20 protein-coding genes and 1 tRNA gene are annotated in these 22,254 nt (G+C 45.9%); 8 read left to right on the top strand and 13 right to left on the bottom strand.

The window, feature by feature from the left end; genetic code table 11:
• The first annotated feature begins 6 nt into the window (after positions 1-6).
• On the top strand, positions 7-1,836 hold the full coding sequence (locus GV64_RS04645; protein ID WP_020584080.1) for an ABC transporter ATP-binding protein: 1,830 nt from the start codon (positions 7-9) through the stop codon (positions 1,834-1,836).
• A gap of 171 nt (positions 1,837-2,007) precedes the next feature.
• Here the strand turns inward: GV64_RS04645 and GV64_RS04640 are convergent.
• The 3 genes from GV64_RS04640 to GV64_RS04630 form a co-directional block, all read right to left on the bottom strand.
• Positions 2,008-2,084 (bottom strand) — tRNA-Arg (locus GV64_RS04640).
• A gap of 301 nt (positions 2,085-2,385) precedes the next feature.
• The gene (locus GV64_RS04635) at positions 2,386-3,171 is read right to left on the bottom strand and encodes a hypothetical protein (protein WP_020584081.1); all 786 of its coding nucleotides are present in this window, start codon (positions 3,169-3,171) and stop codon (positions 2,386-2,388) included.
• A gap of 70 nt (positions 3,172-3,241) precedes the next feature.
• A complete protein-coding gene (locus GV64_RS04630; protein WP_026258489.1) occupies positions 3,242-5,305 on the bottom strand; it encodes an alkyl/aryl-sulfatase in 2,064 nt (687 codons plus the stop codon).
• 129 nt (positions 5,306-5,434) lie between these two features.
• Here GV64_RS04630 and GV64_RS04625 point away from each other — a divergent pair, with 129 nt between their 5' ends.
• The 3 genes from GV64_RS04625 (at position 5,435) to GV64_RS04615 (ending at position 8,905) form a co-directional block, all read left to right on the top strand.
• Positions 5,435-6,343: a LysR family transcriptional regulator gene (locus tag GV64_RS04625; RefSeq protein WP_020584083.1), complete on the top strand. Its 909-nt coding sequence runs from the start codon at positions 5,435-5,437 to the stop codon at positions 6,341-6,343.
• A 74-nt stretch (positions 6,344-6,417) separates the two neighbouring features.
• Positions 6,418-7,755 (top strand): NAD(P)/FAD-dependent oxidoreductase, encoded by a 1,338-nt coding sequence (locus GV64_RS04620; RefSeq protein ID WP_020584084.1) that lies wholly within the window; start codon positions 6,418-6,420, stop codon positions 7,753-7,755.
• 391 nt (positions 7,756-8,146) lie between these two features.
• Complete coding sequence (locus tag GV64_RS04615) at positions 8,147-8,905, top strand: sulfite exporter TauE/SafE family protein (protein ID WP_020584086.1); 759 nt, start codon at positions 8,147-8,149, stop codon at positions 8,903-8,905.
• Positions 8,906-8,935: 30 nt separating this feature from the next.
• On the opposite strand, the gene GV64_RS04610 is transcribed toward GV64_RS04615, so the two are convergent.
• Both GV64_RS04610 and GV64_RS04605 read right to left on the bottom strand, forming a co-directional pair.
• Positions 8,936-9,430 carry a DUF523 domain-containing protein gene (locus GV64_RS04610; protein WP_020584087.1) on the bottom strand — a complete coding sequence of 165 codons (495 nt, stop codon included), beginning with the start codon at positions 9,428-9,430 and terminating at the stop codon, positions 8,936-8,938.
• Positions 9,431-9,734: 304 nt separating this feature from the next.
• Positions 9,735-10,313: a hypothetical protein gene (locus GV64_RS04605; RefSeq protein WP_152553922.1), complete on the bottom strand. Its 579-nt coding sequence runs from the start codon at positions 10,311-10,313 to the stop codon at positions 9,735-9,737.
• Positions 10,314-11,068: 755 nt separating this feature from the next.
• On the opposite strand from GV64_RS04605, the gene GV64_RS04600 reads away from it, so the two are divergent.
• Positions 11,069-11,635, top strand: a complete 567-nt coding sequence (locus tag GV64_RS04600; RefSeq protein ID WP_152553921.1) for a hypothetical protein — start codon at positions 11,069-11,071, stop codon at positions 11,633-11,635.
• Positions 11,636-11,792: 157 nt separating this feature from the next.
• On the opposite strand, the gene GV64_RS04595 is transcribed toward GV64_RS04600, so the two are convergent.
• A complete protein-coding gene (locus GV64_RS04595) occupies positions 11,793-12,119 on the bottom strand; it encodes a hypothetical protein (RefSeq protein ID WP_020584090.1) in 327 nt (108 codons plus the stop codon).
• A gap of 402 nt (positions 12,120-12,521) precedes the next feature.
• Here GV64_RS04595 and GV64_RS04590 point away from each other — a divergent pair, with 402 nt between their 5' ends.
• Entirely contained in the window at positions 12,522-14,150 is a 1,629-nt protein-coding gene (locus tag GV64_RS04590) for an agmatine deiminase family protein (RefSeq protein WP_020584091.1), read from the top strand.
• A 412-nt stretch (positions 14,151-14,562) separates the two neighbouring features.
• On the opposite strand, the gene GV64_RS04585 is transcribed toward GV64_RS04590, so the two are convergent.
• Both GV64_RS04585 and GV64_RS04580 read right to left on the bottom strand, forming a co-directional pair.
• Positions 14,563-15,036, bottom strand: a complete 474-nt coding sequence (locus GV64_RS04585) for a hypothetical protein (protein WP_026258492.1) — start codon at positions 15,034-15,036, stop codon at positions 14,563-14,565.
• Between the two features lie 119 nt (positions 15,037-15,155).
• Positions 15,156-16,502 (bottom strand): carotenoid oxygenase family protein, encoded by a 1,347-nt coding sequence (locus tag GV64_RS04580; RefSeq protein ID WP_020584093.1) that lies wholly within the window; start codon positions 16,500-16,502, stop codon positions 15,156-15,158.
• 209 nt (positions 16,503-16,711) lie between these two features.
• Between GV64_RS04580 and GV64_RS23585 the strand changes: the two genes are divergently transcribed.
• Positions 16,712-17,347, top strand: coding sequence for a TetR/AcrR family transcriptional regulator (locus tag GV64_RS23585; protein ID WP_020584094.1), 636 nt, complete (start codon positions 16,712-16,714; stop codon positions 17,345-17,347).
• Positions 17,348-17,445: 98 nt separating this feature from the next.
• On the opposite strand, the gene GV64_RS04570 is transcribed toward GV64_RS23585, so the two are convergent.
• Positions 17,446-18,114, bottom strand: a complete 669-nt coding sequence (locus GV64_RS04570) for a hypothetical protein (RefSeq protein ID WP_020584095.1) — start codon at positions 18,112-18,114, stop codon at positions 17,446-17,448.
• A 283-nt stretch (positions 18,115-18,397) separates the two neighbouring features.
• Positions 18,398-18,721: a hypothetical protein gene (locus GV64_RS04565; protein WP_026258493.1), complete on the bottom strand. Its 324-nt coding sequence runs from the start codon at positions 18,719-18,721 to the stop codon at positions 18,398-18,400.
• A gap of 245 nt (positions 18,722-18,966) precedes the next feature.
• On the opposite strand from GV64_RS04565, the gene GV64_RS26170 reads away from it, so the two are divergent.
• A complete protein-coding gene (locus tag GV64_RS26170) occupies positions 18,967-19,245 on the top strand; it encodes a tyrosine-type recombinase/integrase (RefSeq protein WP_081622207.1) in 279 nt (92 codons plus the stop codon).
• 476 nt (positions 19,246-19,721) lie between these two features.
• Here GV64_RS26170 and GV64_RS04560 read toward each other — a convergent pair whose 3' ends face one another.
• The 3 genes from GV64_RS04560 to GV64_RS04550 all read right to left on the bottom strand — a co-directional run bounded on the left by GV64_RS04560 (position 19,722) and on the right by GV64_RS04550 (position 22,020).
• On the bottom strand, positions 19,722-20,297 hold the full coding sequence (locus GV64_RS04560; RefSeq protein WP_020584096.1) for a rhodanese-like domain-containing protein: 576 nt from the start codon (positions 20,295-20,297) through the stop codon (positions 19,722-19,724).
• A 102-nt stretch (positions 20,298-20,399) separates the two neighbouring features.
• On the bottom strand, positions 20,400-20,903 hold the full coding sequence (locus GV64_RS04555) for a MauE/DoxX family redox-associated membrane protein (protein ID WP_157237091.1): 504 nt from the start codon (positions 20,901-20,903) through the stop codon (positions 20,400-20,402).
• A gap of 628 nt (positions 20,904-21,531) precedes the next feature.
• Positions 21,532-22,020 (bottom strand): lecithin retinol acyltransferase family protein, encoded by a 489-nt coding sequence (locus GV64_RS04550; RefSeq protein ID WP_020584099.1) that lies wholly within the window; start codon positions 22,018-22,020, stop codon positions 21,532-21,534.
• Between the last annotated feature and the right edge of the window lie 234 nt (positions 22,021-22,254).

Genomic DNA, 22,254 nt, shown 5'->3' with positions numbered 1-22,254 from the left:
AATGCAGTGATAGCAAACGACGAGAAAAAAACATCAGGCTACCGTGGACTGGCCAGGCTGGTTCGTTACGCCAAACCCTATCAATGGCAGTTTCTGGGTGCCTTTCTGATCCTGCTGCTGGCCACCAGCCTGGAAATGCTGGCACCGTGGCTGATGAAGATCATTCTGGATGAACACATCGCACCTGGAGTGAATGATACGATGGGCCTTGCCATGATGGGCTCTGCCCTGTTCGGCACCTATCTGGGCTCGGCCATCCTTCAATACATCCAGAATGTGAAGTTTCAGGAAAATGCACTTAAGGTGGTTCATGACATCCGACGCATGCTGTTTGCCCATGTTCTGAGACTGCCCATGAGCTACTTTGACAGTGAGCCTACTGGACGCCTGGTGTCCCGTATCACCAATGACTCTGAAGTTCTGCGGCAGATGTTTGTAGGTGTGATTCCGGCAATTCTTCAGGCCTTTTTCCGGGTGGTGGGTATCTTTATCGCCATGGCCCTGCTGGATGTCCGCCTGATGTTCATGACCGCGATGCTGATTCCCGTGATGCTGCTGGCGATTCACCTCTACCAGAAAATCAGTCACCCCGTGATTCACGGAGTACGCAGTCAGCTGGCCAACATTAATACCCGCGTCAATGAATCCCTGAATGGCATGCGCATCATCCAAGCCATGGGGCAGGAAGCACACCTGCAACAGCAGTTTGATAAAGACAATGAAGAGTGGAGCCAGCTCAAACGCAAGAACATCAATATCGACAGCCTGCTGTTGATGCCTTTCACCCACCTGCTGAATGGCATTGCCCTGGCGGTTGTGGTGGGCTGGTTTGGCTACCAGTCCGGCTTTTCGCTGGTCGAAGTGGGTACACTCTACGCCTTTATTAATTACCTGGGCCGTTTCTTTGAGCCGTTCAGGCAGATCACCATGCAGATGAGCAGCCTGCAGCAGTCTCTGGTTGCTTCCGAAAGACTGTTTCAGGTATTGAATGAAGAGACAGAAGACACTCAGCATGGCCAGAGTAAAAACCAGACTGACAGTCCTGAAATCCACAGCGGTAAGCTGGAATTCAATAACGTAACACTGTCTTATGACTCAAAAAATATGGCACTGGATAATGTCAGCTTTACCGTAGAACCGGGGCAGTTTGTCGCCATTGTAGGTCACAGTGGCAGTGGCAAGAGCTCCGTGATCAACCTGTTGATGCGCTTTTACCAGCATCAGGAAGGCCAGATTCTGATTGATAACCAGCCGTTGACCAGCCTGAAGGAAGACACATTGCGCCAAGGTTTAGGTCTGGTGTTCCAGGAGCCCTATATTTTCAGTGGAACAATGGCTGAAAACATCAGCCTGAACCATGACCAAATCACTGATGAGCATGTTCAGGCAGCCGCCAGAAAAGTGCATGCAGATCCGTTTATCCAGGAACTGGACGAAAGCTATGAGCACAAGCCAGGTCCCGGAGGCAAAGCGCTGTCCACTGGTGAAAGACAGCTATTGTCGTTTGCCAGAACCATCGCCCAGAATCCAAAAATTCTGTTGCTGGATGAAGCCACCGCCAATATCGATGGTGAAACAGAACATCATATTAAAGAGGCACTGATTACTCTTCGGGAAAACCGGACCACCATTGCTGTGGCTCACCGTCTTTCCACGATTCAGGATGCCGACCAGATTCTGGTGATGGATAAAGGAAGGATTGTGCAGAGTGGAACCCATGAGGAGCTGCTGTTGCAGGAAGGACACTATCGCGATCTTTATCTGGCACAGCAGACTGAAGAGCAGCTGGGCACCACTCAACAGCCTGGCCTGACGATGGCCGCTGCCAACGCTTAATCACATTTCAAAAAAGGGACAGTGATGAATAGTGCTGTCCCTTAGCTTTTATCTTACGTACTCCCTATCCCCAGAAACAAAGAGTCTTTTCATTAACAGTCTGGAAGAAGTTGAACGGTAGTTTTACAGGCATAAAAAAAGCCCATCTCATCGAGATGGGCTTTTCTGATATGGCGCGCTCGGGAGGATTCGAACCTCCGACCGCCTGGTTCGTAGCCAGGTACTCTATCCAGCTGAGCTACGAGCGCGTTACGTCAACGAGGGCGAATCATACTCAATTTCCTGCAGGAGTCAACAACAATCGTTCAACTCACTAGCAGAAAGGTTTACATCGGCAAACCAGCTCTCGTCAGCGGCGTGCATCATATAAGAAGACCGGGAATATGTACAGCCTTCATTTATACCCAATGGATTTCAAGTTGCTGCGCGGCGGCAAATGAGCGAATCCATGGGAGCATAGAAATACTATGTGGCCATGCTGGACTGGCGCTCCAGTGAGCGAGAGTAGCCAACAAAGTAGCAACTTGAAAGGCGATGGGTATACAGGGCCTAAAACTGGTGATTAAACTCCAGCCGCCAGTCCCAGTCATTCTCAGCATTCACCTCAGTATCGTTATAGTTGGCAAACCAGCGCACATTCTGCCGTGGATTCAACTGATAGCTGACCGCCAGCTCATGATGAAAACCATCGGACAACTCGCTCATTCGGGTATTGTCATTGATCGTTTTTACATACATCGGGTTGTAGTTAAGCCAGACCTTCTCACTGATCTCAATCGCTGTGTAGGTACCGATCACGGCAAAACTGGAAGGAATGGCATAACCGACACTGCCAAAGTCCGGATCTTTCTGATCCACTATTTTTCCGGTATCCCTCACCGTAATACCGACACCGGCCAGTGGATAAAATTGCACGACACCCATCTCAGGCAACGCCTGGATGAAGCTGTACGATGCACTGCCCATGTCCTTATTAAAGTTCCAGTTGATATCAATCTGGGCTCCCCGGCCGGTGGTTGTATCCAGGGAAAAATGTCGATAGCGAAACGTATTCACGGAATCATTCCCATCCAGCCCCAGCGTGTCCCCCAGAAAACCCTTCAGTTCAATCAGGTTCATCGCCATGGTATCAGGATTCCCGGTGTCATAAGCGTGACCAATTTTCAGGTTTAACCCCTCGTTACTCAGACCCGCCCCGGCCTGCGTGTATACCGCCATGGGATCCGACATATCCTGAACCTCGTCCGACTCCTGAGCTTTTACGGAATGTGGAAGCGATACCCCCAACAGAAAAAATGGCAAAGCAAAAGCAGCCCACTGCATTTTTGTAGACATGACGTATTCTCAGAAAAGCGTAAAAAAAGGGGAGCACCAGGCTCCCCACTGAAAGGAAAAATGTGAACGGTTAACCCAGGTTGTAGAGGTGGGCGTCTACGGTCTGCCCTTTCGCAGGACGGGGCACGATTTCAAATGAAGGGTCGAACTCAACAGAGGCCTGCTTCAGCTTATCCATTACAGAGGCGTCCCCTTCCAGTCCGGCCTGACGGCTTTCAAACAACTCAGCCAGCGTGGTTTTGCCAAGCAGGATCTGAGTCACATCGGACTTATTGATAAACAGTGTGGCATCCGCGTCACGGGCTTTATCCACCAGGCCGTTATTCAGGTTACCGTTGGACATCTCCACAAAGTGCACTTCATCAATGTCCGGTACCACCACATTCATGGTAAAAGGCATATGTTGTGCAATGGTTGAGTCCACCTTCACAGCCATGTAATCCAACAGGTTGGTGATGGACATTTCAGACAATACATCCGGTGATGCCGTCTTGGGTGTTCCAGGCAAAGTGCCCACACGCAATTCCTGGGCACCGGTCAGGTAGGTGTTACGCCAACCCATATTTTCTGCCTGATAGCCCAGCTGTTCATAGGTGTCGGCCAGTAACTGACGGGCCGCTTTATTATCGGGTTCAGCCTGCACCACCTTATTCATGACCGTGGCAACAAAACGGTACTCTCCCTTTTCATAATCCGCCTGAGCCAGCTTGAACACGGCCTCACTTCCGCCCATGTAGTCCACCATTCTGGAGGCCTCCTGCTTCACTGGTAATGGGTTCAGGTTCGCCGGATTCATATCGAAGTAACCCAGGTACATGTTGTAAACGGCTTTGGCGTTATGGCTGTAAGAACCGTGATAGCCATTAGTATGCCATGCCTTTTCCAGGGTATCAGGGAGCGCCTCAACCACAGCATCACCAATGTCCTGCATCACCACGCCATTGTTCGCCAGACGCAGCGTCTGGTTGTGGACAAAGCCATAGTTATCCCGCTGCAGCTTCATAAAATCGAGCACGTCATCATTGCCCCAGATGGGTGATGAGTGGGAGCCAAACAGCACATCAATATCACTGCCCCATTCATTGATCATCTCATTGATGTCTTTGGACCATTTCAGCGAATCACGCACCTTGGCACCGCGCAGCGTGTAGATATTGTGCATACCGTGATACATTATTTCGCCGGTCCACAGGGCATCCATCGATGGAATGTACGTCACCATGCCAGAAGGCGCCTCAGTACCGGAGATGTCCATAAAAATCATCTCAAGGCCATCGATACGGTACTGCTCATACTTTCCCTGGCCATTGAAGGTGTAATCCGGCACCACATACGTGATTTCGCCCTTGCCATACTCAGGTGAACTGGTCGACGTTGATTTTCCCAGACCCGCATCGACGATCCCGTGTTCATGAGCCCCGAGTGTGGAACCATACTGGTAGGACGTCCTCCGGGACATGGCATTGCCAGCCAGCACATTTTCATCCACCACTTCCTTGGTGATGTTATGGGAGCCATAAACCTTCACATCGGGAAACATATCCTGAATCGCACGGGCGCCGCCAAAGTGGTCTGCATGACTGTGGGAATAGATCATCGCCACAATGGGCAGGTCGCCACCTTCCGGTATATTTTCCAGGAAAAACGTTGTAGAGAGTTCCGCCGCCTGCCGGGTCACCAGGACATCGTAAACAATCCAGCCAGTCTCACCCCGGATAAAGGTAATATTTGAAAGGTCTGTTCCCCGCACCTGGTAAATGCCATCGCGCACCTCATAGAGACCTGCCGCCGTATTATTTACCTGAGCCTGTCTATACAGTGATGGATTAACAGTGTCGGCTATCTCATCCTGACTGATAAAGTCATAACTGTTTCTCATGATGTTGGCGGTTCTGAAATCCAGGGGAACGATCAGCCCTTTTTCATTACGCTCAAAGGCATCACGGTCCTGCCAGTTCAGTTGTTCACTCAACGCTTTGTTAGCGGCTAGCGTGTGCACACTGGCGGGCTTTCCGTGAACGGTAAGATCACCATGAACGTGGTCATGATCGTGATGACCGGCGGCTCCTGCTGGCAGCGCAATGGACATAGCCAGGGCAAGTGCGGTGAATTTGGTTTGAGTCCGGGTTTTCATAACTGTCTCTCCAACTGTATTTTTTAATGTCTGAAACATCTGTCGTTTTGTTGAAGCCAGTTTATGGGCAAGACTCATAACAAAAAATAAAGTAATGTTTATTCAAAACATCACGAATGGTTATGTATTGTGATTACAAAAACAGCCGCTTCCCTTGACCTGAACCTGCTTTCGGTTTTCCTTGAAGTCTATCGCCTGGGCTCTATTACGCTGGCAGCCGATGCCCTGGAGATGACGCAGCCTGGTGTCAGTGGAGCCCTTAAACGCCTGCAGCAACAGTTAGGCGCAGAGCTGTTTGTCAGGGAAGGCCGTGGGATATCCCCTACTCATATTGCCGTGCAGCTGGCAGGTGAGATCTCACCGGCCCTGAATAATGTCAGTAACGCCATCAGCAATATAAAACAGTTCGATCCACAGCAGCCTCGCACCTTCAAAGTGCTCTGTAACGAAATGGCGCTTCTGCACTTTCACCCGGAGATTGAGCGTGACACCACCATGGGCAACGTTAATGTTGAATTTGTCATCGCTCCCAGTCATGAAGAAGAGATGTTACAGGCCCTGAGCATGCAGAAAGCCGATCTGGCTCTGGATGTGAAAGGCCACCAGAGCCTTTCCTATAAAAGTCATCCCATCATTCAGGATGAAATCGTCATCGTTGCCAGAAAAGATCATCCGCGAATAAACAGGGCACTGACTGAGCAGCAGTACTACCAGGAAAAACACGTCACTATTCGTTTACGTAGAAGCAATATGTACGCCGCTGACTACTTCACCAAAACACCACTGAAACCCCGGAAAATCAGCGCCGAATGCGACTCCCTGATGTCCATGCTGGCTCTGGTTTCCAGCTCAGACAGCATCGGCAGCACATCACGGAGCCTGGCCAGCCGGTACGCGCCACTGTTTAATCTGCAGGTTATTGAGCAACCCTTTGAAACCCTGCCGATTGAGCACGTGATGATCTGGCACTCAAGAACGGACTACAGTCCTGCTCACCAGTGGTTAAGGGAAAAGATTCAAAACCATGCCGGTCAATAAAAAGCAGCGGCTTGATTTTTTACCGTTATGCATCATGGTAATAGAACCATTCGGGAGATAGTGAGACAAGGCTTATGCAAAGAGCAGTGGTGATTGGTGGAAGTGTCGCGGGTTTGATGACAGCGAAAACCCTGTCACCCTTTTTCCGGGAAGTGGTCATTCTGGAAAAGGATACGCTCAACAGCGAGAACGGCCTCCATAAAGGGGTTGGCCAGGGGCCACACTCTCACGTTCTATTGCCCAGTGGTATGGAAATACTGAAACAGCTCTTAGACTCCCCTGAACTCAACCCTCGGGAATATGGCATCTATCCGGCAGATGCGGCTGAAGACCTGAAATGGTTTCAGTTTGGTGTCTGGAAAAAGCGATTTCACTCCGGTGTGAATATGGGCTGGTGTCACCGTTCACAGTTTGAGTGGCGTGTTCGTCAGGACCTGCTCTCGGTCGACAACATTCTGTTGAACAGCAGATCCCGTGTTACTGGGCTTATGGTGGCTGAAGAAGGCAGCCACATCAACGGTGTACGTTACCAGACTGGCACGGATAAAAAGGAAATAAATGCATTGGAAGCTGACCTGATCATTGATGCCTCTGGCCGGGGAACCCATACCCCCAAATGGCTCAGTGAAGCAAATATCACCCATATCAGAGAAGACGAGGTCCGTGCTCACCTTTCATACACTACATCGCGCTTCAAACTTCCAGAAAGCCTGATAAAGACTCTGGACTGGAAAGTACTTGCCATTTATCCCGAGCCACCGCTGACCTCCAGAGGAGGCCTGATCTATCCCATTGGTAATGGTGAATGGATGGCAACATTAATCGGTATCAATGGTGAAGCGGCTCCCATCGATATGGATGGTTTCATGGAGTACGCGCAATCGCTTCCTCAGCCAGACCTGTATGACGTTTTACAACAGGCCACTGCTGTCAGTGAAACAATGAACTACCGGTGCCCCGGCAGTTTATGGCGTAGATTCGACCATATTAAACCGTGGCCAGATAACTTTTTGGTGATAGGCGATGCCGTCTGCAGTTTTAACCCAATCTACGGCCAGGGTATCACCATGATGCTGCTTGACCTGAAAAAGCTTGAGCTTTTTCTGAAGCAGAGGGAGATCAACCCGACTGCAAAACACATTGGGCAGTTACAGAGAAAGATCAGTCAGTCAAAACTTTTGCCATGGCTGATGGCTGCCAGTCCAGACTTTATGCATACAGGAACAACAGGGAAAAAGCCGCTGGGCATTGGAATCATAAATGGATATACCAAAGCCGTTATGAAACTGGCTGCTAAAGACGAGGATATTCATCAACGCTTTATTAACGCCTTCTCTTTTTTAAAAAGCCCGGCAGTATTGATGACTCCCAGTGTTATCGGAAAAATAATCAAATACAAATTATCCAGTTAAATCCTACCCTATTATTATTTTTAATTTTTGGCACTGTTATTGCTTAATGAAATTACAAGCACTATAGCGCTTTATGTTTTCAGTTTGGAAACTTGTGTATCAAAGCAGAAAAGTAGTGAGCATTAAACTTTCACTGTTGCCTGCTTTCAGGTATCGACATGATATTATTGAAAGGCGTTATTGCTCAAATGATGAACTGAAAGCACTGGCAGAGTTAGCGCTTCAACTCTAATTACCTTAAAACATGTTAAAACTAAGCCTTGAAGACCAGCAGATTTTATTATTAGATAACCGCCGGTATCTTGATGCCAGAACCAAAATAAAAGAAAAAAACAGACATCTGAAGCGGATACGATTCAATATGCCACCAATGCTAAAGGCCAGTTAGAACATGGCAATGGAATTAATGATCATTGGCCTGCTGTTAATCTTAATGGCAGGTACTGTGCATGGAGCATTGGGGTTTGGGTTTCCCATGCTCTCCACACCAGTACTGGCTCTCGCCTACGATTTAAAGACAGCAGTACTGCTCACAATGATCCCATCACTGGTGGTGATTACACTTAGCCTGTGTAACTGCAGAAATATAAAAGGCACAGTTCGACAATATGGCTTAATTATTATTGTTACAACCCTTGGCAGTTTACTGGGAGCCTGGGCTCTCACCTGGGCCAACCCAGACCTGCTGAAGCTTCTGCTTGCAGCATCCATCTTTATCTACCTGTTCTCAAGCAGTATCAAAAAGTATTTTTCAGCCTTATCGGATCATCCAATCCTGTTTCCCATCGTGATGGGGTCATTTGCCGGTATGATTGGTGGCGCAACCAATGCTGTTGCCCCTATCCTGATGATCTATTTACTGGAGGTCACCAAATCATCAAAAGAAATAATTATTGTTTCAAATATCTGTTTTCTGCTCAGTAAATTCATGCAATTGATCATACTATCAACGCACCTGGCACCTGATGAAATAGAGCTAATACCATTAACGCTGATAACAGTGGTAGCTTGTGCTGGTCTGTTTGCAGGCTTCCGGTTACAGACCCGAATAAATGCCGAACGCTACAGGGTTATCATTCGCTATGTACTCTCTGTATTTATGTGTGTACTGACTTACCAGGGATTAACCAGCTTAAGCTTAACATTGTAGATAAGCCCAGCTACGGTTCTGTAGGTTTGCCTACTTCTCTTTGTACTGATCCAGAGCTTCATGATAATCAACATCATTCACCACATGAATACCGGCGTTTTTCAGAATTGCAGTAGTCGTTCCATCGCCTTCTCTAAGGTTCTGAAAGTCTTCGGTGAACACCTTGCCGCAACCACAAGATGGACTGTTACTCTTTAAAATCGCCAGCCCAGCTCCAGATGACTTAGCCAGGTCCAGTGTCTTCATACCACCCCGAATATACGCATCTGACACATCGTTACCCTCGTGAGTAAGGACATCAGCTTCGCCATTCAATACATCTACCCCATCCGCAGAGCCATCCTTACCGACAATTCTGGCCCTGGGCCTCGGGGTTGCTAACCCACCCATCTCTTCCGGACATACCGAAATGAGCTCAACACCCTCAAGATCTTCTTTTAATTCCTGATTCGTACAGGTACCACCATCAAACCGGCACTGTTCACCCAACAAACAGGCACTGACCATCACTTTTTTATCAGACATTATTTCCCCATCAGTGCAACACAATAAAAGTTGATTACTCATTTATAGCAGTAAACAATATGTGTGATCAGCTATATCTCTGAATGATTATATTTTGGGCGACAATCTCAGGTTGCATTATCTGATTAAAAGTTCACTGTAGCAGGAAGCATAAATCTCGCGGGATAAAGCTCTTTGAACAGCAATGCACGCCTACTAAGCGGAAAATATACACAGGAGTATCTGGGAAAGTCGAGAAACCCTGACCTATCACAGCACTCCAGATTAGATCTGACAGAATGCTTGATAACGTCAGGGTGGAGCATTAAAGCTTTTTATCACCATAAAGCCAATCATGTATATCTCGACATTCCCGGCGGATATCTCTCAAGACATTTTTAGAATCCTGCTCAGCAGAAGAGTGTCCTGTCTTTTTAAGCTGGTTATAGGTAACCACGCCCTCAATAAGGCTGTATGCACCAAGAACCGTTCCTCCAACACCCAGTGAGACCGGATTCAAGAGTATCCCAGCTGAAGTCACTGCCGACCCAACCACACCAATAACCTGACCGGGAAACCAGCCAATATTAGCGCCTCGATGGAAGTCTTTTATTACGTAGTCTGAAAGTGGCCGTGTTGATTTCTTACACAAGTTAAGCTTCGCTCCAATAGCCCTTGCAAGCTTAACAGCTCCGCCTCTTACAGCACCAACGACGGCACCACCCGCACCACACAATGCTTCAGTACCTATGCTAAAGGCATGATACAAAACATACGGTACGGCAACCGCTATTTTGCATACATTTCTGCCAAAGCACTTTGCAGCTCTACCTAATGCATTACAAGTCGAACTATTGTGAGTTTGTTTTTGAGTAGGGTTAAAATTAATTGTCACAGATTCCATTTTAATACCACCTCCATTATTAGCATTTTTTACTTATTAGATTGTTGTATGCCAAATATTCACTTCAAGAAAATAAAACCTCTCTATTCATGATTATGAATAAGAAAAAAAGCAGGTATCAACGTACTAACTTATTAGTCAATTTTTGAATTGGAAAGTTCATTTTTTATAAATATGCATTAGGCATACTGCCATCCCCAGCCATTGCTGAATAAATCAAGATCAGAAATCAGAATCTAACTAATTAGGATTGGTAATAGGGCAGTGAGCCACCCTGGATCAAGGCAACTCTATGTAGCATGGAATAATCTACTGGAAATTAGACCTACAGAGATTAAACAAAACAGACACTTTCTGAGCACATCGGAAAGAGATGTAACAATAGAAAAAACAATAAATTAGACAAAAAATACAGCATTGAGAGAAGATTTAGCTCCCTATATCCGACTCACTCTAAACTAATGAAATCAAATAGTTAAACACAAAATTGGTAACGTATTAAATCACCCTCTTATTTATTGCATGTTTTATTCATTCTCAGAATATTGATAGCTTTATATAGAGAAATTCATATTTCCCCATTAATAATTCAGGCTATGGAAAACTGCTCATACATCATAAAAAACGAACAAAAACAAATAATTATAATCTCTCAGCAATAAATTAGACCGTATATCATAAGTCCAATATCACAATAACATTATATAATGTTAATTTAGAACCACTTAATCCATTGACAAAAAGGGAATTTTGCCATGTCAATCACATGCTCTGGGGAATCATTTCAATTAAAATGGATGGATTCTGCTCGATTTGTAAAAGAAGAAGGTCTTGGGTTTAAAAAAGCATTCATTGCATTTTTTAAGGGTAAGACCATCACTAATGCTGAATACTTAAATTTACGAAAGGGAAGCCAGACACATTCACCGAAAACGCTGCAACATTTTTACGAAGCTAAAAAAGTGTATAATCGAACTATTAACAAGGAAATTTCAATATCACCTGATGACAAGGTTTCTGGAACTAACCAAAATGATCCTGAGGTAGACGCTGAGATGAATGCTCTTTTAAACTCCTCAAGAACCAATGAAAATGAAGTTTCAGATGAAGTTTTTGAATTACGTGAGAAGCAGGAAAGATTATTTCAGTTGATCAAAACCAGGTTTCAAGAAAGTGGACTTAAGTTATCAATATTTGATAATAAAGAATCCAGAGAAGTCATGAGAGAATTAGAAGCTTCAAATCTTTTTGATTACCAAGAGCTCAGTGAAATCAGAAAGCATCTTGCTAATGAGCTTGATAGTTCACCCTATTGGAAATAAAGAAGGGATTCTCACCCCAGATTCTGTTGACATAAGGCTCCAAACTCAGTGGCTCGTAAAGCCGTATTCCACAAGGCGAACTGGTACAGGTGTATTGGTTCTACATCAAAACCAGTTCAACGAAGCTGGAAGGCGGCTTTACGAGCCACCCGAGGGCTCAATGGACAGACTGCCCGACAAGTCCAGGCAACAGATCATTCTTCTGCCAGCGAGAAATCTTAATACCATCCACATACCCTTCATGCTTGCTGAAATCAGTCATCGGCTCTGGCAGTAAGGACTGGTAGAAAGTATAGATGCGGTTATCAGACCGGTTACGCAATTTCAGCTGCGCCGCAAGCTTACCCTGAAGACTGCAATAACGACCGCCCAGCAACTCCCACTGACGGCCTACCAAGTATTTAAACTTTATCAATGAAAAACCCAGGTGAGAAAGATAGCCTGTCACTTTACCCAGCTGAATGGAACGAACTTCCACAATCATCAGTTTATAGTTATTTTTTCCCTTTACTATTGAAGACGAAGAAAAATCGGTTTTGATTACAATAAAGTAAAAATAAAAAATAGGCTATCCTGTGTTCAGGTATTTTTCATGATTAATCAGTAGTATTTCTTCTAAGCGTGAATAACAGGTAATTTTCCTTACCAGCTGTTTTCAAACAGAATGAAGCCACTTACTGTTTCGATGATTGATTCAACTTCGAAAGCTAAAATTAGAGATAATTGGATATGTAAACTTCTTAAGAGCAAACCGACTTCTAAGGTGCTGACTCTATATCAAAACCAGATATATTTACCCTTGATAAAGCTGAACCGCTGAGGCTTTTTTGGAACCAAGGTAACTTAAAGCCTTTAAACAATTCGTACATTACATTTGGCAAATGGCATGAGTAACTGTGAGACAACAAGCTTCATTACTCCCCCGGCTATCACCATTGACGTAGAGCCTCAGCAAAGCAGTGCAGACCAAGGGTATTGTTCCCGCTTCGGTCACTGGATTATCAGTAAGTGCCCTGCGAAATCCTCCCTGGCTTGGGGTTTTGCTGGTTTAGGGTTAGTTAGTGCAGGTTTTGGAGCAGGGTACACTGTTGGAATACACCAAGCCGGGAATGGGGTTAAAGAGTCTTCGAGTACACCATTGGCTGATCGAACGGCAAGAACAACACCTCCTCTTCCAGTCACTCATTCAATAAAAACCACAGAAGGATTACCACCATGGATTCCCCCAACAACAGAAGCCTTTATTTTTGATGCCTTAAGCGAAGATTCAGAACATGTCAGTCAATGGGCAACCAGAAAAATGCACCCCTGGGATAATGGAGTTGAGGTCTCCACACCAACCAGTGATGAGCAAGAAATGAAAGTATCTGCAAAGACAACCACTCCTGAGCAGGAGCTAAAAGTAACCACAACAACAGCCACTCATGAAAAAGAGGTGAAAGCATCCACAACAGCAGCGACCACTGAGCAACCGGTGGAAGTATCCACATCAGGTAATAGTGAGCTGGATCCTGATGCTGACAGAGCACGATACCTTGAACTGCTTCGACAGATTTACGGTGAGTCGGAGCAGGTTCCTGAGATTGATCAGGATACGGTACAGGTAGAAGGCCGCCCCTGGGCGGAATATGAAAAAAACACCAGATACTTGTTTTTCAGTGATGATACGGTGAGTGATGAGCCGACCTATGAGGCAAGAGGAATGAAGCGTAAACTTGCACGCAAACTTCCCAACGGTGTTGATTTGGTTGTTTACACCACTGCTGACCGTACCGATCATATTCGCGCTAACTACGGGCCACTGGTTGGTGACGAACGCTTGCATGTACTGCACGTTCCGCGAGGGGGGAAAAACCTTTTATGGGCCCGGGATAACCTTCCCATCCCTGTCATTGGTAAAACCGGAGAGCTGAAGCTCATCAGCGGTAAGAATCCATTTTTTCAGCCAGATGAGGCTTTAGCCCATTTTCTGGATGCAGAATTAGTCTCTCAGCCACACTACGATGTTATAGGAGGTAACTTCATGGCCGACAGCAAGGGCAACTGTGTTGTCGTGAACAATGAAGACACCCAGATGATACCTGACCGTATTTACAGTCATTACTATGGCTGCAACACAACGATTCGGCTTGAGCACATAGCAGGTGTAGGGCACACCGATGAAGTAGTAAAGTTTATTGATTCAAACAATGTCGTCACCGATCAGCCTGCCTATCAGCAACGTTTCGAGAAACTGGGATATACCGTCACACTGTTACCACAACCGGAAAATGAATATGAAACCTATGTAAACTCTGTAATTGTCAGAAATACACTATTCATGCCCACTTTCGACCAGCCAACCGATGAAGAAGCAAAACAGATTTACAAAAAACTAGGGTTCAAAGTAGTTACCAGTAGAAGCAAGAAGTTATCAAACGAGCTTGAGGGATCATTTCATTGTATAACATCAACGTTCCCCAAAGAGGGTATAATGGCAAAGCCATCGTTTAATAGTTCAAGGCATCATGGGTAACATATGATAAGAATCAAAGCCTGAGTTCAGAATAGCTTAATAAACTGTGTATCAGGCACCTATTGGATACATAACGACACGACTAATAACCTGGCAACATTGATCAATTTAATTGAATTCACCTGGCTATTTTTCTTTCTTTGAGACAGAACAAAATTTATTAAACACTTATAAAACACCTGACTTTTTAATTCATGCATTTTTAAATAATATCATTCTATTTCAAAAATCGATTGTCACCGAGGACAAAAAAATTTCACCTCGAACTACCGCCACTCCCAGGCTGATTACATTCAAAAAGAGGTAAGGATCATGAAGGCACGCACTAACGCAATGACCTGTCCCTTGGCTCACCTTACCTAAAACCAGTTTGAAACCCAGCATCATAAAATCGCTGACTTGGGCCAATAAACTATGAAACTATTTCCTTCACACTCTTTTTCACCGCCTGACGTGCCTGCATCCACCCCATACCGGCTTCCATTCGCTTCTGAGGATTGTACTGATCCTCCTGAAAGTACCATTGATAATCACCGGCGTATTTCATCAGCGTGTAATTGCGGAAGCTGAACACCTGGCCATTACCCGGGTCGTCCCAGATATTGTCAAACTCCGCTATCACCCAGCCTCTTTCTTCATCCACAATAAACCACTTGGTCACAAAGGTTCTTACCGCCCTGGCAACCGGGTTAGTGTAGATACCAGTAATCCAATCCCGGATCTCTTCCCGTCTGTTTCGATCGGGGTCGACATCGTCGACATAACGGCCATCTTCCGTAAACAGGTCTGCGTAGTCGTTCCAGTCATTGCTTTTACCACACCGCTCCACCACCGCTTCGTAGTGCTGCCAGGCATCAAGAAGATGCTCTTTCGTCCACTGTCCCATACCAACCTCCATTTATTATCCATGCCAATACCCGGAACCATGCCGGACATGCACGATCGATAGTAGATGGCACTCAGTGACTATGAAATATTGAAAAGTCAGCGAAACCGTAGGAAAGACTATCCGAAAGACGACGAAGGTACCCAGTTCCCATGGAAGCCAAAAGGTACACGCCGTGGAAGATGGATCACGGCCACCGGCTCAGAGGCAAAGTCCCGGGCCTGGATAATCACCACATCACTGCTGTTTTTTTCTTGATCGTAAACAAACGCCATAACCCAGCCATCATCTTCAGTGGCATGGCGAGCACAGGGAACAAATACCGGCTCAAGAAAGGTCCGGTACTTACCTTCAAGGTGAGTTTCAGAACGGCCGGTCTTCAGATCGTACTTTGTCAATCCGATTTCAGGAATCGTGGGCAATGGTGAGGTGTAACCATAACGGTAGGGTTTTCCGGTCAGGTGTTCATCAATCCTAGGGAACTCCTGGGGGCGATCATCCAGGCACTGCTCCTGAACGGTTGTCTGTTGAGGATCGATGGTCCAGCGCACCAGAGTCGGCGGTCTGCTATTCCCTTCCCCCTGACTGCTCACATCGAAAAAACTGCTGTGACGAACCACATCCAGTATGACTCGGCCCTGATCATCCTCGAAACCGTTCATGATATGGAACACATAACAGGGCTCAAGCTCATGCCAGGATATCTGCTCCGGCGTACCCTCCCTGGGAAGCAAGCCAACTCTGGCACCATAGCCGGGTCTCCATCGAAATGGCAGCGCACCACTGCTTACCGGTATGGATTCATCAGCGACCACCGGCAGGTCGAGCAGAATGACGTAGTGCCTGGTGAACATGCAGTCATGAATCATGGGCAAACCCGGCAGCTGGATATTGATGGATTTTCGCACACAGCCATCAGTACCAACGACCAGATACTGAATATGCGTCCAGAACAGGGAATAAACGACAGCATGCAGCTCACCCGTTTCCGGATCAAGGTGAGGATGAGCAGTAAACCCACCGGGCAAGGTGCCGCCCATATTCGTTCTGGCCACGGTTTCAAGCTCACTATCCAGTTCAACCGGCAGGTTGCCCGCTTCAACCAGTGCCCATAACCTTCCGGCATGAGCGATTATATTGGTGTTCACAATGCCACCGAGTAATTGTAAAGGATTATCCGGCCCTGCCACCGGTGGCCATTGTTTGGCTGCCACGACCTGGTCATCCCGCACATATCGGCTGCGATACCACGTTGCACGCCCTTCCTGAAGGCATAAGCCATGAACCATGCCATTTCCGAGAAACCAGAAGTAGTCATCAGGATCAGGATTTATCGGGTTTGGGCCAATACGCAATAAGCTGCCATTCAACTCCGGGGGAATAGAGCCGGTAACTTTCAGGTCAAATGTCGTTAATTCATCATCAACGGGGGCGTAGTTACCAGTAAGGTAGGGGTTCTCAGGCATATCTGGCCTCCATACACCAAATGTGTGATGTGGTAACCACACAAAGTATAGGGGCTACACAGGGTCAGAGGCCGATATTACCGGGTGCTTACTTTCCAGACGCGATTGAAACCCTGAACCTATACTCTAGCGACGGTTCGAGGTAACGTGAGGCGTCCTTCAGAGTGAGAGCCAAAGGATGAGGGAAGGAAAAGGAGGAAAATAACCTCATGAACAAACGACAGCAGCAGAGTGAAATCCGTCATCAGCGCATTTTGCAGGCCGCCAGCCATCGGTTTGCCCGTTTCGGTTACCAGAGTGCATCCATGGATGACATTGCACAGGATGCTGGAGTATCGAAAGGACTGATTTACTGCTTCTATAAAAACAAACAGGCACTCTATGAAGCCACGTTACGCAGGGAGCTATCGCAATGGCTGGAAGAAAGCGCACACATTGCTACTCATAAGGACGACCCGACAGCGGACCTGCAAAGCCTGATCTGCGTGCCATTTGATATTCTGCGCAACAAGCCCGTTTTACAGACACTGCTCACCGGTGACACCGAAACCTTAACACGCTATCAGCCGCTATTTCGCCGACTTCGACGCCGCTGGCGCAATCGGATCATGGCAATTCTCAAGGATGGCATCGCCCACAACGTATTCGATCGGGCAATGAATACAGCTCACACCGCCGGAATTATCTATACCTTACAGCGAAGTTACCTGGACAGGGCGGTTATCAATACAAATACAACAGTGCCTGAACCCGATGCGGTTCTTGCATTGAGTGAGTTTGTCATCAAAGCGGTAGTAAAAAATAAGAGTGTTGTAGACGTAAGTCAGGCAGGAGAAAAGGCTTGATAGAAGGTATAGGGGGATGAGTTTGAATCAGCGCAATCACTGGTGATGTCTGGCTTGTGATTGACGTACCGCATTCAGAAGAGAGACCTTCGCCTGCATTAACAGTTAGACGACTGCACAGGCTCCTGAGCGTAGGATGGGCCACATAAGTGAGTACGATTAGTGAAGTAGACAGCATCGTTATCCCACACGACCTGATCGCCAAACACCTGTGCACCCAAATCACCGACTGTGACCTCACAGTTCATTCGCGAAATAACATCACAATCAGAGGCTCCCCATGGAATACGGTAATACTTCCCTTTTTTATTGCGAGTCCACAGCTTATTAATCAGCGTAGTGTCCCCCTGAATTGAGCCATTAAGCTCAACGTTAAAGCGACCGTCCTTTGAAACGACAGCAACCGTAGCGCTATCACCGTTTTTTGACAGAGCCATCTGCCCAGAGACCGTATTGTAATTATCGAAAAGCCTCAGGATGTTGACCATACGGGGAATGCTATGCGCTTTTACCGCCATGAATTCACCGTTACCAAAATCCAGTAACCAGACCGCTTCTGGGTATGAGGTTTTAAACAGACGGAGTTTCCAGGGGATAATATCGTCAATCTGCACAACCATTAGGGCACAGCGAACATACCCTTCCATGTTGGACGTTGCAAAATGGAAGTCCTTTCCGGCCAATTCAACTGCTTTACCGGCAGGAATCGAGCCTTTTAATAACAGCCCATTGCTTTCGTTACCGATAAATTGGTATTGGCCAGTCATTGTTATCCCTTATGTTATTGAAACAACCTGTTAGGTTCTGCTTTACACAGACCTCTAACTTCATTGCAAATACATTCAGTATACAAATAGCGTTGCCTGCAAAAACTGGATGCCTATTATTGATATCTTTAATAAAACTCAATAATAAGTTTGCGGTATTCGTGGGTAATTCGAGTATGTAACGCCCCATTAAGAGGCTGATAAATGTTTGGCTAAACTGTGTAACGAAGTGGAACCGAGCCAAACTTTAGCAGTCCCGCTTTAATGACTTGTCATATGCACATTATCTGAAAACTTCAAGCGTTAAGAATACGACTACCGATAAAAAATAACCTACACAAACCCAAAAATTAGCTGGCAATATTTGTTCTTTTAAGCCTTTTGATAAAGGTGATAACTTCCTAGCTGCGTGTTGAGGAAATACTAAAAAATATAAGCTAGCAATTGCGGCGAGATAAATATAATAAACGCCATTTGCTCTAGTGGTTAGAACTGAACCAACAAAATCTTGAGCGTTATTAAATCCAGAATAATATTCAAAGAAACCATTAAATATCAGCATGTAAATTATTGCTAAAAATAACGATACAAGTTTATGTATATTCACTAGACTTCCTTGTGCATATAACGCCCCATTAAGGGGCTGATAAATGTTTGGCTAAACTGTGTAACGAAGTGGAACCGAGCCAAACTTTAGCAGTCCCGCTTTAATGACTTGTTATATGCACATTATCTGGAAATTTCAAGCGTTAAGAATACGACTACCAATAAAACTGGTTAAATCAATAAAGCAACAAATCACGCATGCTAAAAAATACATGCCAAAGACATTGATGATGATTTTGGTATGGCATCATTTCCACCTGCACTACTGAAAAATTCAGTTCAGCTTCTAAAGACTTTGCCTGGCAATACCTCTTTCCTTCCAGCTCTCGATGTCAACACCCTTACACAGGTCAAATCTGCCGACATCACCGGCATAACTCAAGCTATCGGAAAGTCTTAAGAGCAGTTAAAGAGTCAGGCATCCCCCGGCGAATCACCAGCCATACTTTTCGTCATAGTTTTGCAACGCGCTTACTCGAAACAGGTCATGATATCCGTGTAGTCCAAGAACTGTTAGGACATTAGGATGTTAAATCCCTCAGATTGATACCCATGTTTTTGGCAAACACCAATCCGGAGCAAGAAGCCCAATCGATATAGAGTTATATTGATAATTGAAAAAGCACGCTACCGCCCGTCACTTGTACTTCTGCCTTTTACTGACATCCGAGAGCAGGTTATGAAATAGCTCAGCAACCACTTTTAGGATTATTTTTGTACGATGCAATTAACCATGACTGACAAAAAAATATGTACCAACGTATCAAATAAATTTCATAAGTGAAAGATAAACCCAATTATTATTCCACCGACTTTTATCTACAGCATAATCCCACGGTTTATAAGGGCTCAGCCGTATTTTAGAAATCATAAATCTGCGTCAATTTGGCCTATATTCGGAGTTTGTCTCAACAAAGAAGCCTGCTTCTAACAGAGCACTTCTGGCACAGGCCGACACCAGAATGGCGCCAATAGCCTGTACCATTGTGACTTACTGGTTACTATTTACTGGCAATGGAGTAGCCTGCCCCCTGCCAGGCATAGATGCCGCCGGGGTAGCGGTAGACGTTGTTAAACCCGAGTTTTTTCGCCCAGATGGCGGCATTGTGGCTGCGGGTGCATTTTACGAATCCGCAGTAAACGACAATGGGTATTTCTTTATCGTTACCCAATAATGTCTGGTAATCTTCCAGTGAACGGTTCTCGGTTTCAGCGGCGTTCCACTCTTTCATATCCGGAATGGGAAACAGAAACTGTTTTGCCCCCGGAATATGCGCTTTGTTGTAGCTGGCTTCCAGCGGCATGGCATCGATGATCAGCATCGGTTTGCCATCCTCCATCCAGGCTTTCAGCTCTGCCGTTGTTACCAGTAGGTAGTCGCCGGAGGCTGCTTCCCGAGCTAGGTTGACGGCACTGGTTTCCGTCTCTACCTCTTTTTCGTATTTATTACTGCCAAACAAACCGGCGTAGCTGGCACCGGCCACAACAAGAAGCGCCGACAGTAAAATGGCTACACGTTTCATACTATCCCCCATGGAGTCAGTCAGGTAGCCGCCACATGGCATCGAGGGTTTCATGATCAGGTACCCTGCCGCTAGAGCACAGTGATGCAACCAGCCCAGCCAGAGCGCCCGAGAAATCGATCATAAATACGATGTTATGCGATTGGCTACGGATGGTTATTGAAAACAGGCAAACGGTTTTGGGTGAAGGTTCAGGTGCGTTCTTGCCCATTGGATAAACGCCATTACACCCAGCAAACCGATATTTCTGATAAATGATGTTCTCAGGCTAGACAGTGCATTACCTGCCGGGTCATCCACACCAAAGCAGCCACAGTCAATATCCAGCCCGGCATGAATGCCATAACCAAGCACCAGAAGGAACATCAGGGTAAGCAGAAAAATCAGCAGCAGCCCGCCCCGGCGATCCATCATCAGCAGGATTGCTGCCATGATCTCCGTACCAAGAACAGCTAGTGCGGTTAGATGGGTCAGGCCCTCTGGCACAAAACCAAAGGCATAGATAGTTTCGGCAAACGCATCAATATCGGTCAACTTACTCAGGGCGGCGTAAAGAAACAGACCACTGAGAAACAGTCGGGCGAAGTGGTAAAAGGCCGTCAGCCATTTTTTGGGTGCAGGCACGTCCCGGAAGGAAAACGCCGGTTGGGAATGGTTCACAGGGCACTCCGAATCAATGAGGTAATCGGACACCAGTCTGCTGCAGCGAAGCCGGTATGGTGAACTATTCACACCGGGCAGAAATCCAAACTGGGGAATCAGCCCTGACTATAACAACCCAAAGTGAAGTGGATTTTGATGTCAGTCAGTATAAAGGTGGTTCAAAAAACCATGCGTAACATCTGCGGATAAAGGCTGTGAAACCAGAGAATTTTTCTCATTCAATATTCGAGCAGAAGTGATGCATGTTATGACAGGAGAACAAAGAGATTTTACTGTCGACACATCGTGGACACACAATTACAACAGTCGTTAGAACAGGATATTTTAGAAGGGAAAATCAGGAACTTACAGAAGGGAATATGGCGGTGAGGGAGGGATTCGAACCCGAGTCAGAGGTTTTTAAACACCTGAAATTTCAATAAGTTATAGCGATATCAAATAGTTATATTTTTGGAAAATACCCATTCCTCCCCTTAATACCGCTATAGTGTCGACACTTGGTCGACACCCTTAACCGAGTTAAATGACCACTACTCATAGGTAAGGAGAAATATAACTCCAAGCTAAGCAGTACCGCCAACGACGGCATCTGGAAAAAACTTGAGCCTTAGCTATACGCAGATGATTATTCAGCTGTTACTTTTTCGGATGCTCTTGTAAGTGCTAAGAAGATACCAGCAACCAGAAGCGCCCCACCTAAAAAGTGCACAAACTTTGGATTTTCGGCAACTACACCAACAAGAACTGCACCAGTAATTAGCCCAGCTGAAGTGTTAACTACTTGGGCTGATGTTACCTCTAAACCTGATGCCCACTTTACAAAGTGCTCACAATTATTGCTTTCGACAGAATATTTCCACTTTCCAATTTGACTTCTGGCAGTGTTAAGTATTTCCGAAGGAGCCTTAACTTTCTGAACTTTAGTAATATATGTATTTTTTCCTTGAGTAACAGTGTCCCAAGTTTCCTCTTTTACTGTTCCATTTCTCTTTGTAGCAGAAATGAGCATCGGTTTACCTCTACTGCACACCGTATCTGAGACAAATGACCAGTGCTGATAAATACCAAAGTCAGTTACTACAACATCACCAGGATTAACAAGAAGACTTTTCATTTATAACTCCATTTATTAATTGTTATTCATAGCATTATGGGGACGATTACTTTCGTTTCAAGCTAGTCATCTTTTCCCAGCCAGCTCTACTATCACAATTATTACATCCAGCCTAAGAACTATGTTCCATATCTCCAAGTATTAGGATCGTTACACCACCTGCAGAATCTAAAGATAATTGAGTGTCAGAAAGCAGCTCCTACATATATATGAGTCATTACCATCAACACTTGA

The sequence above is a fragment of the Endozoicomonas elysicola genome, assembly GCF_000710775.1.
GTDB classification, from domain to species: Bacteria; Pseudomonadota; Gammaproteobacteria; order Pseudomonadales; family Endozoicomonadaceae; genus Endozoicomonas; species Endozoicomonas elysicola.
Note: the sequence above shows the minus strand (reverse complement) of the source record. Positions and strands in the feature narration are given on the sequence as shown.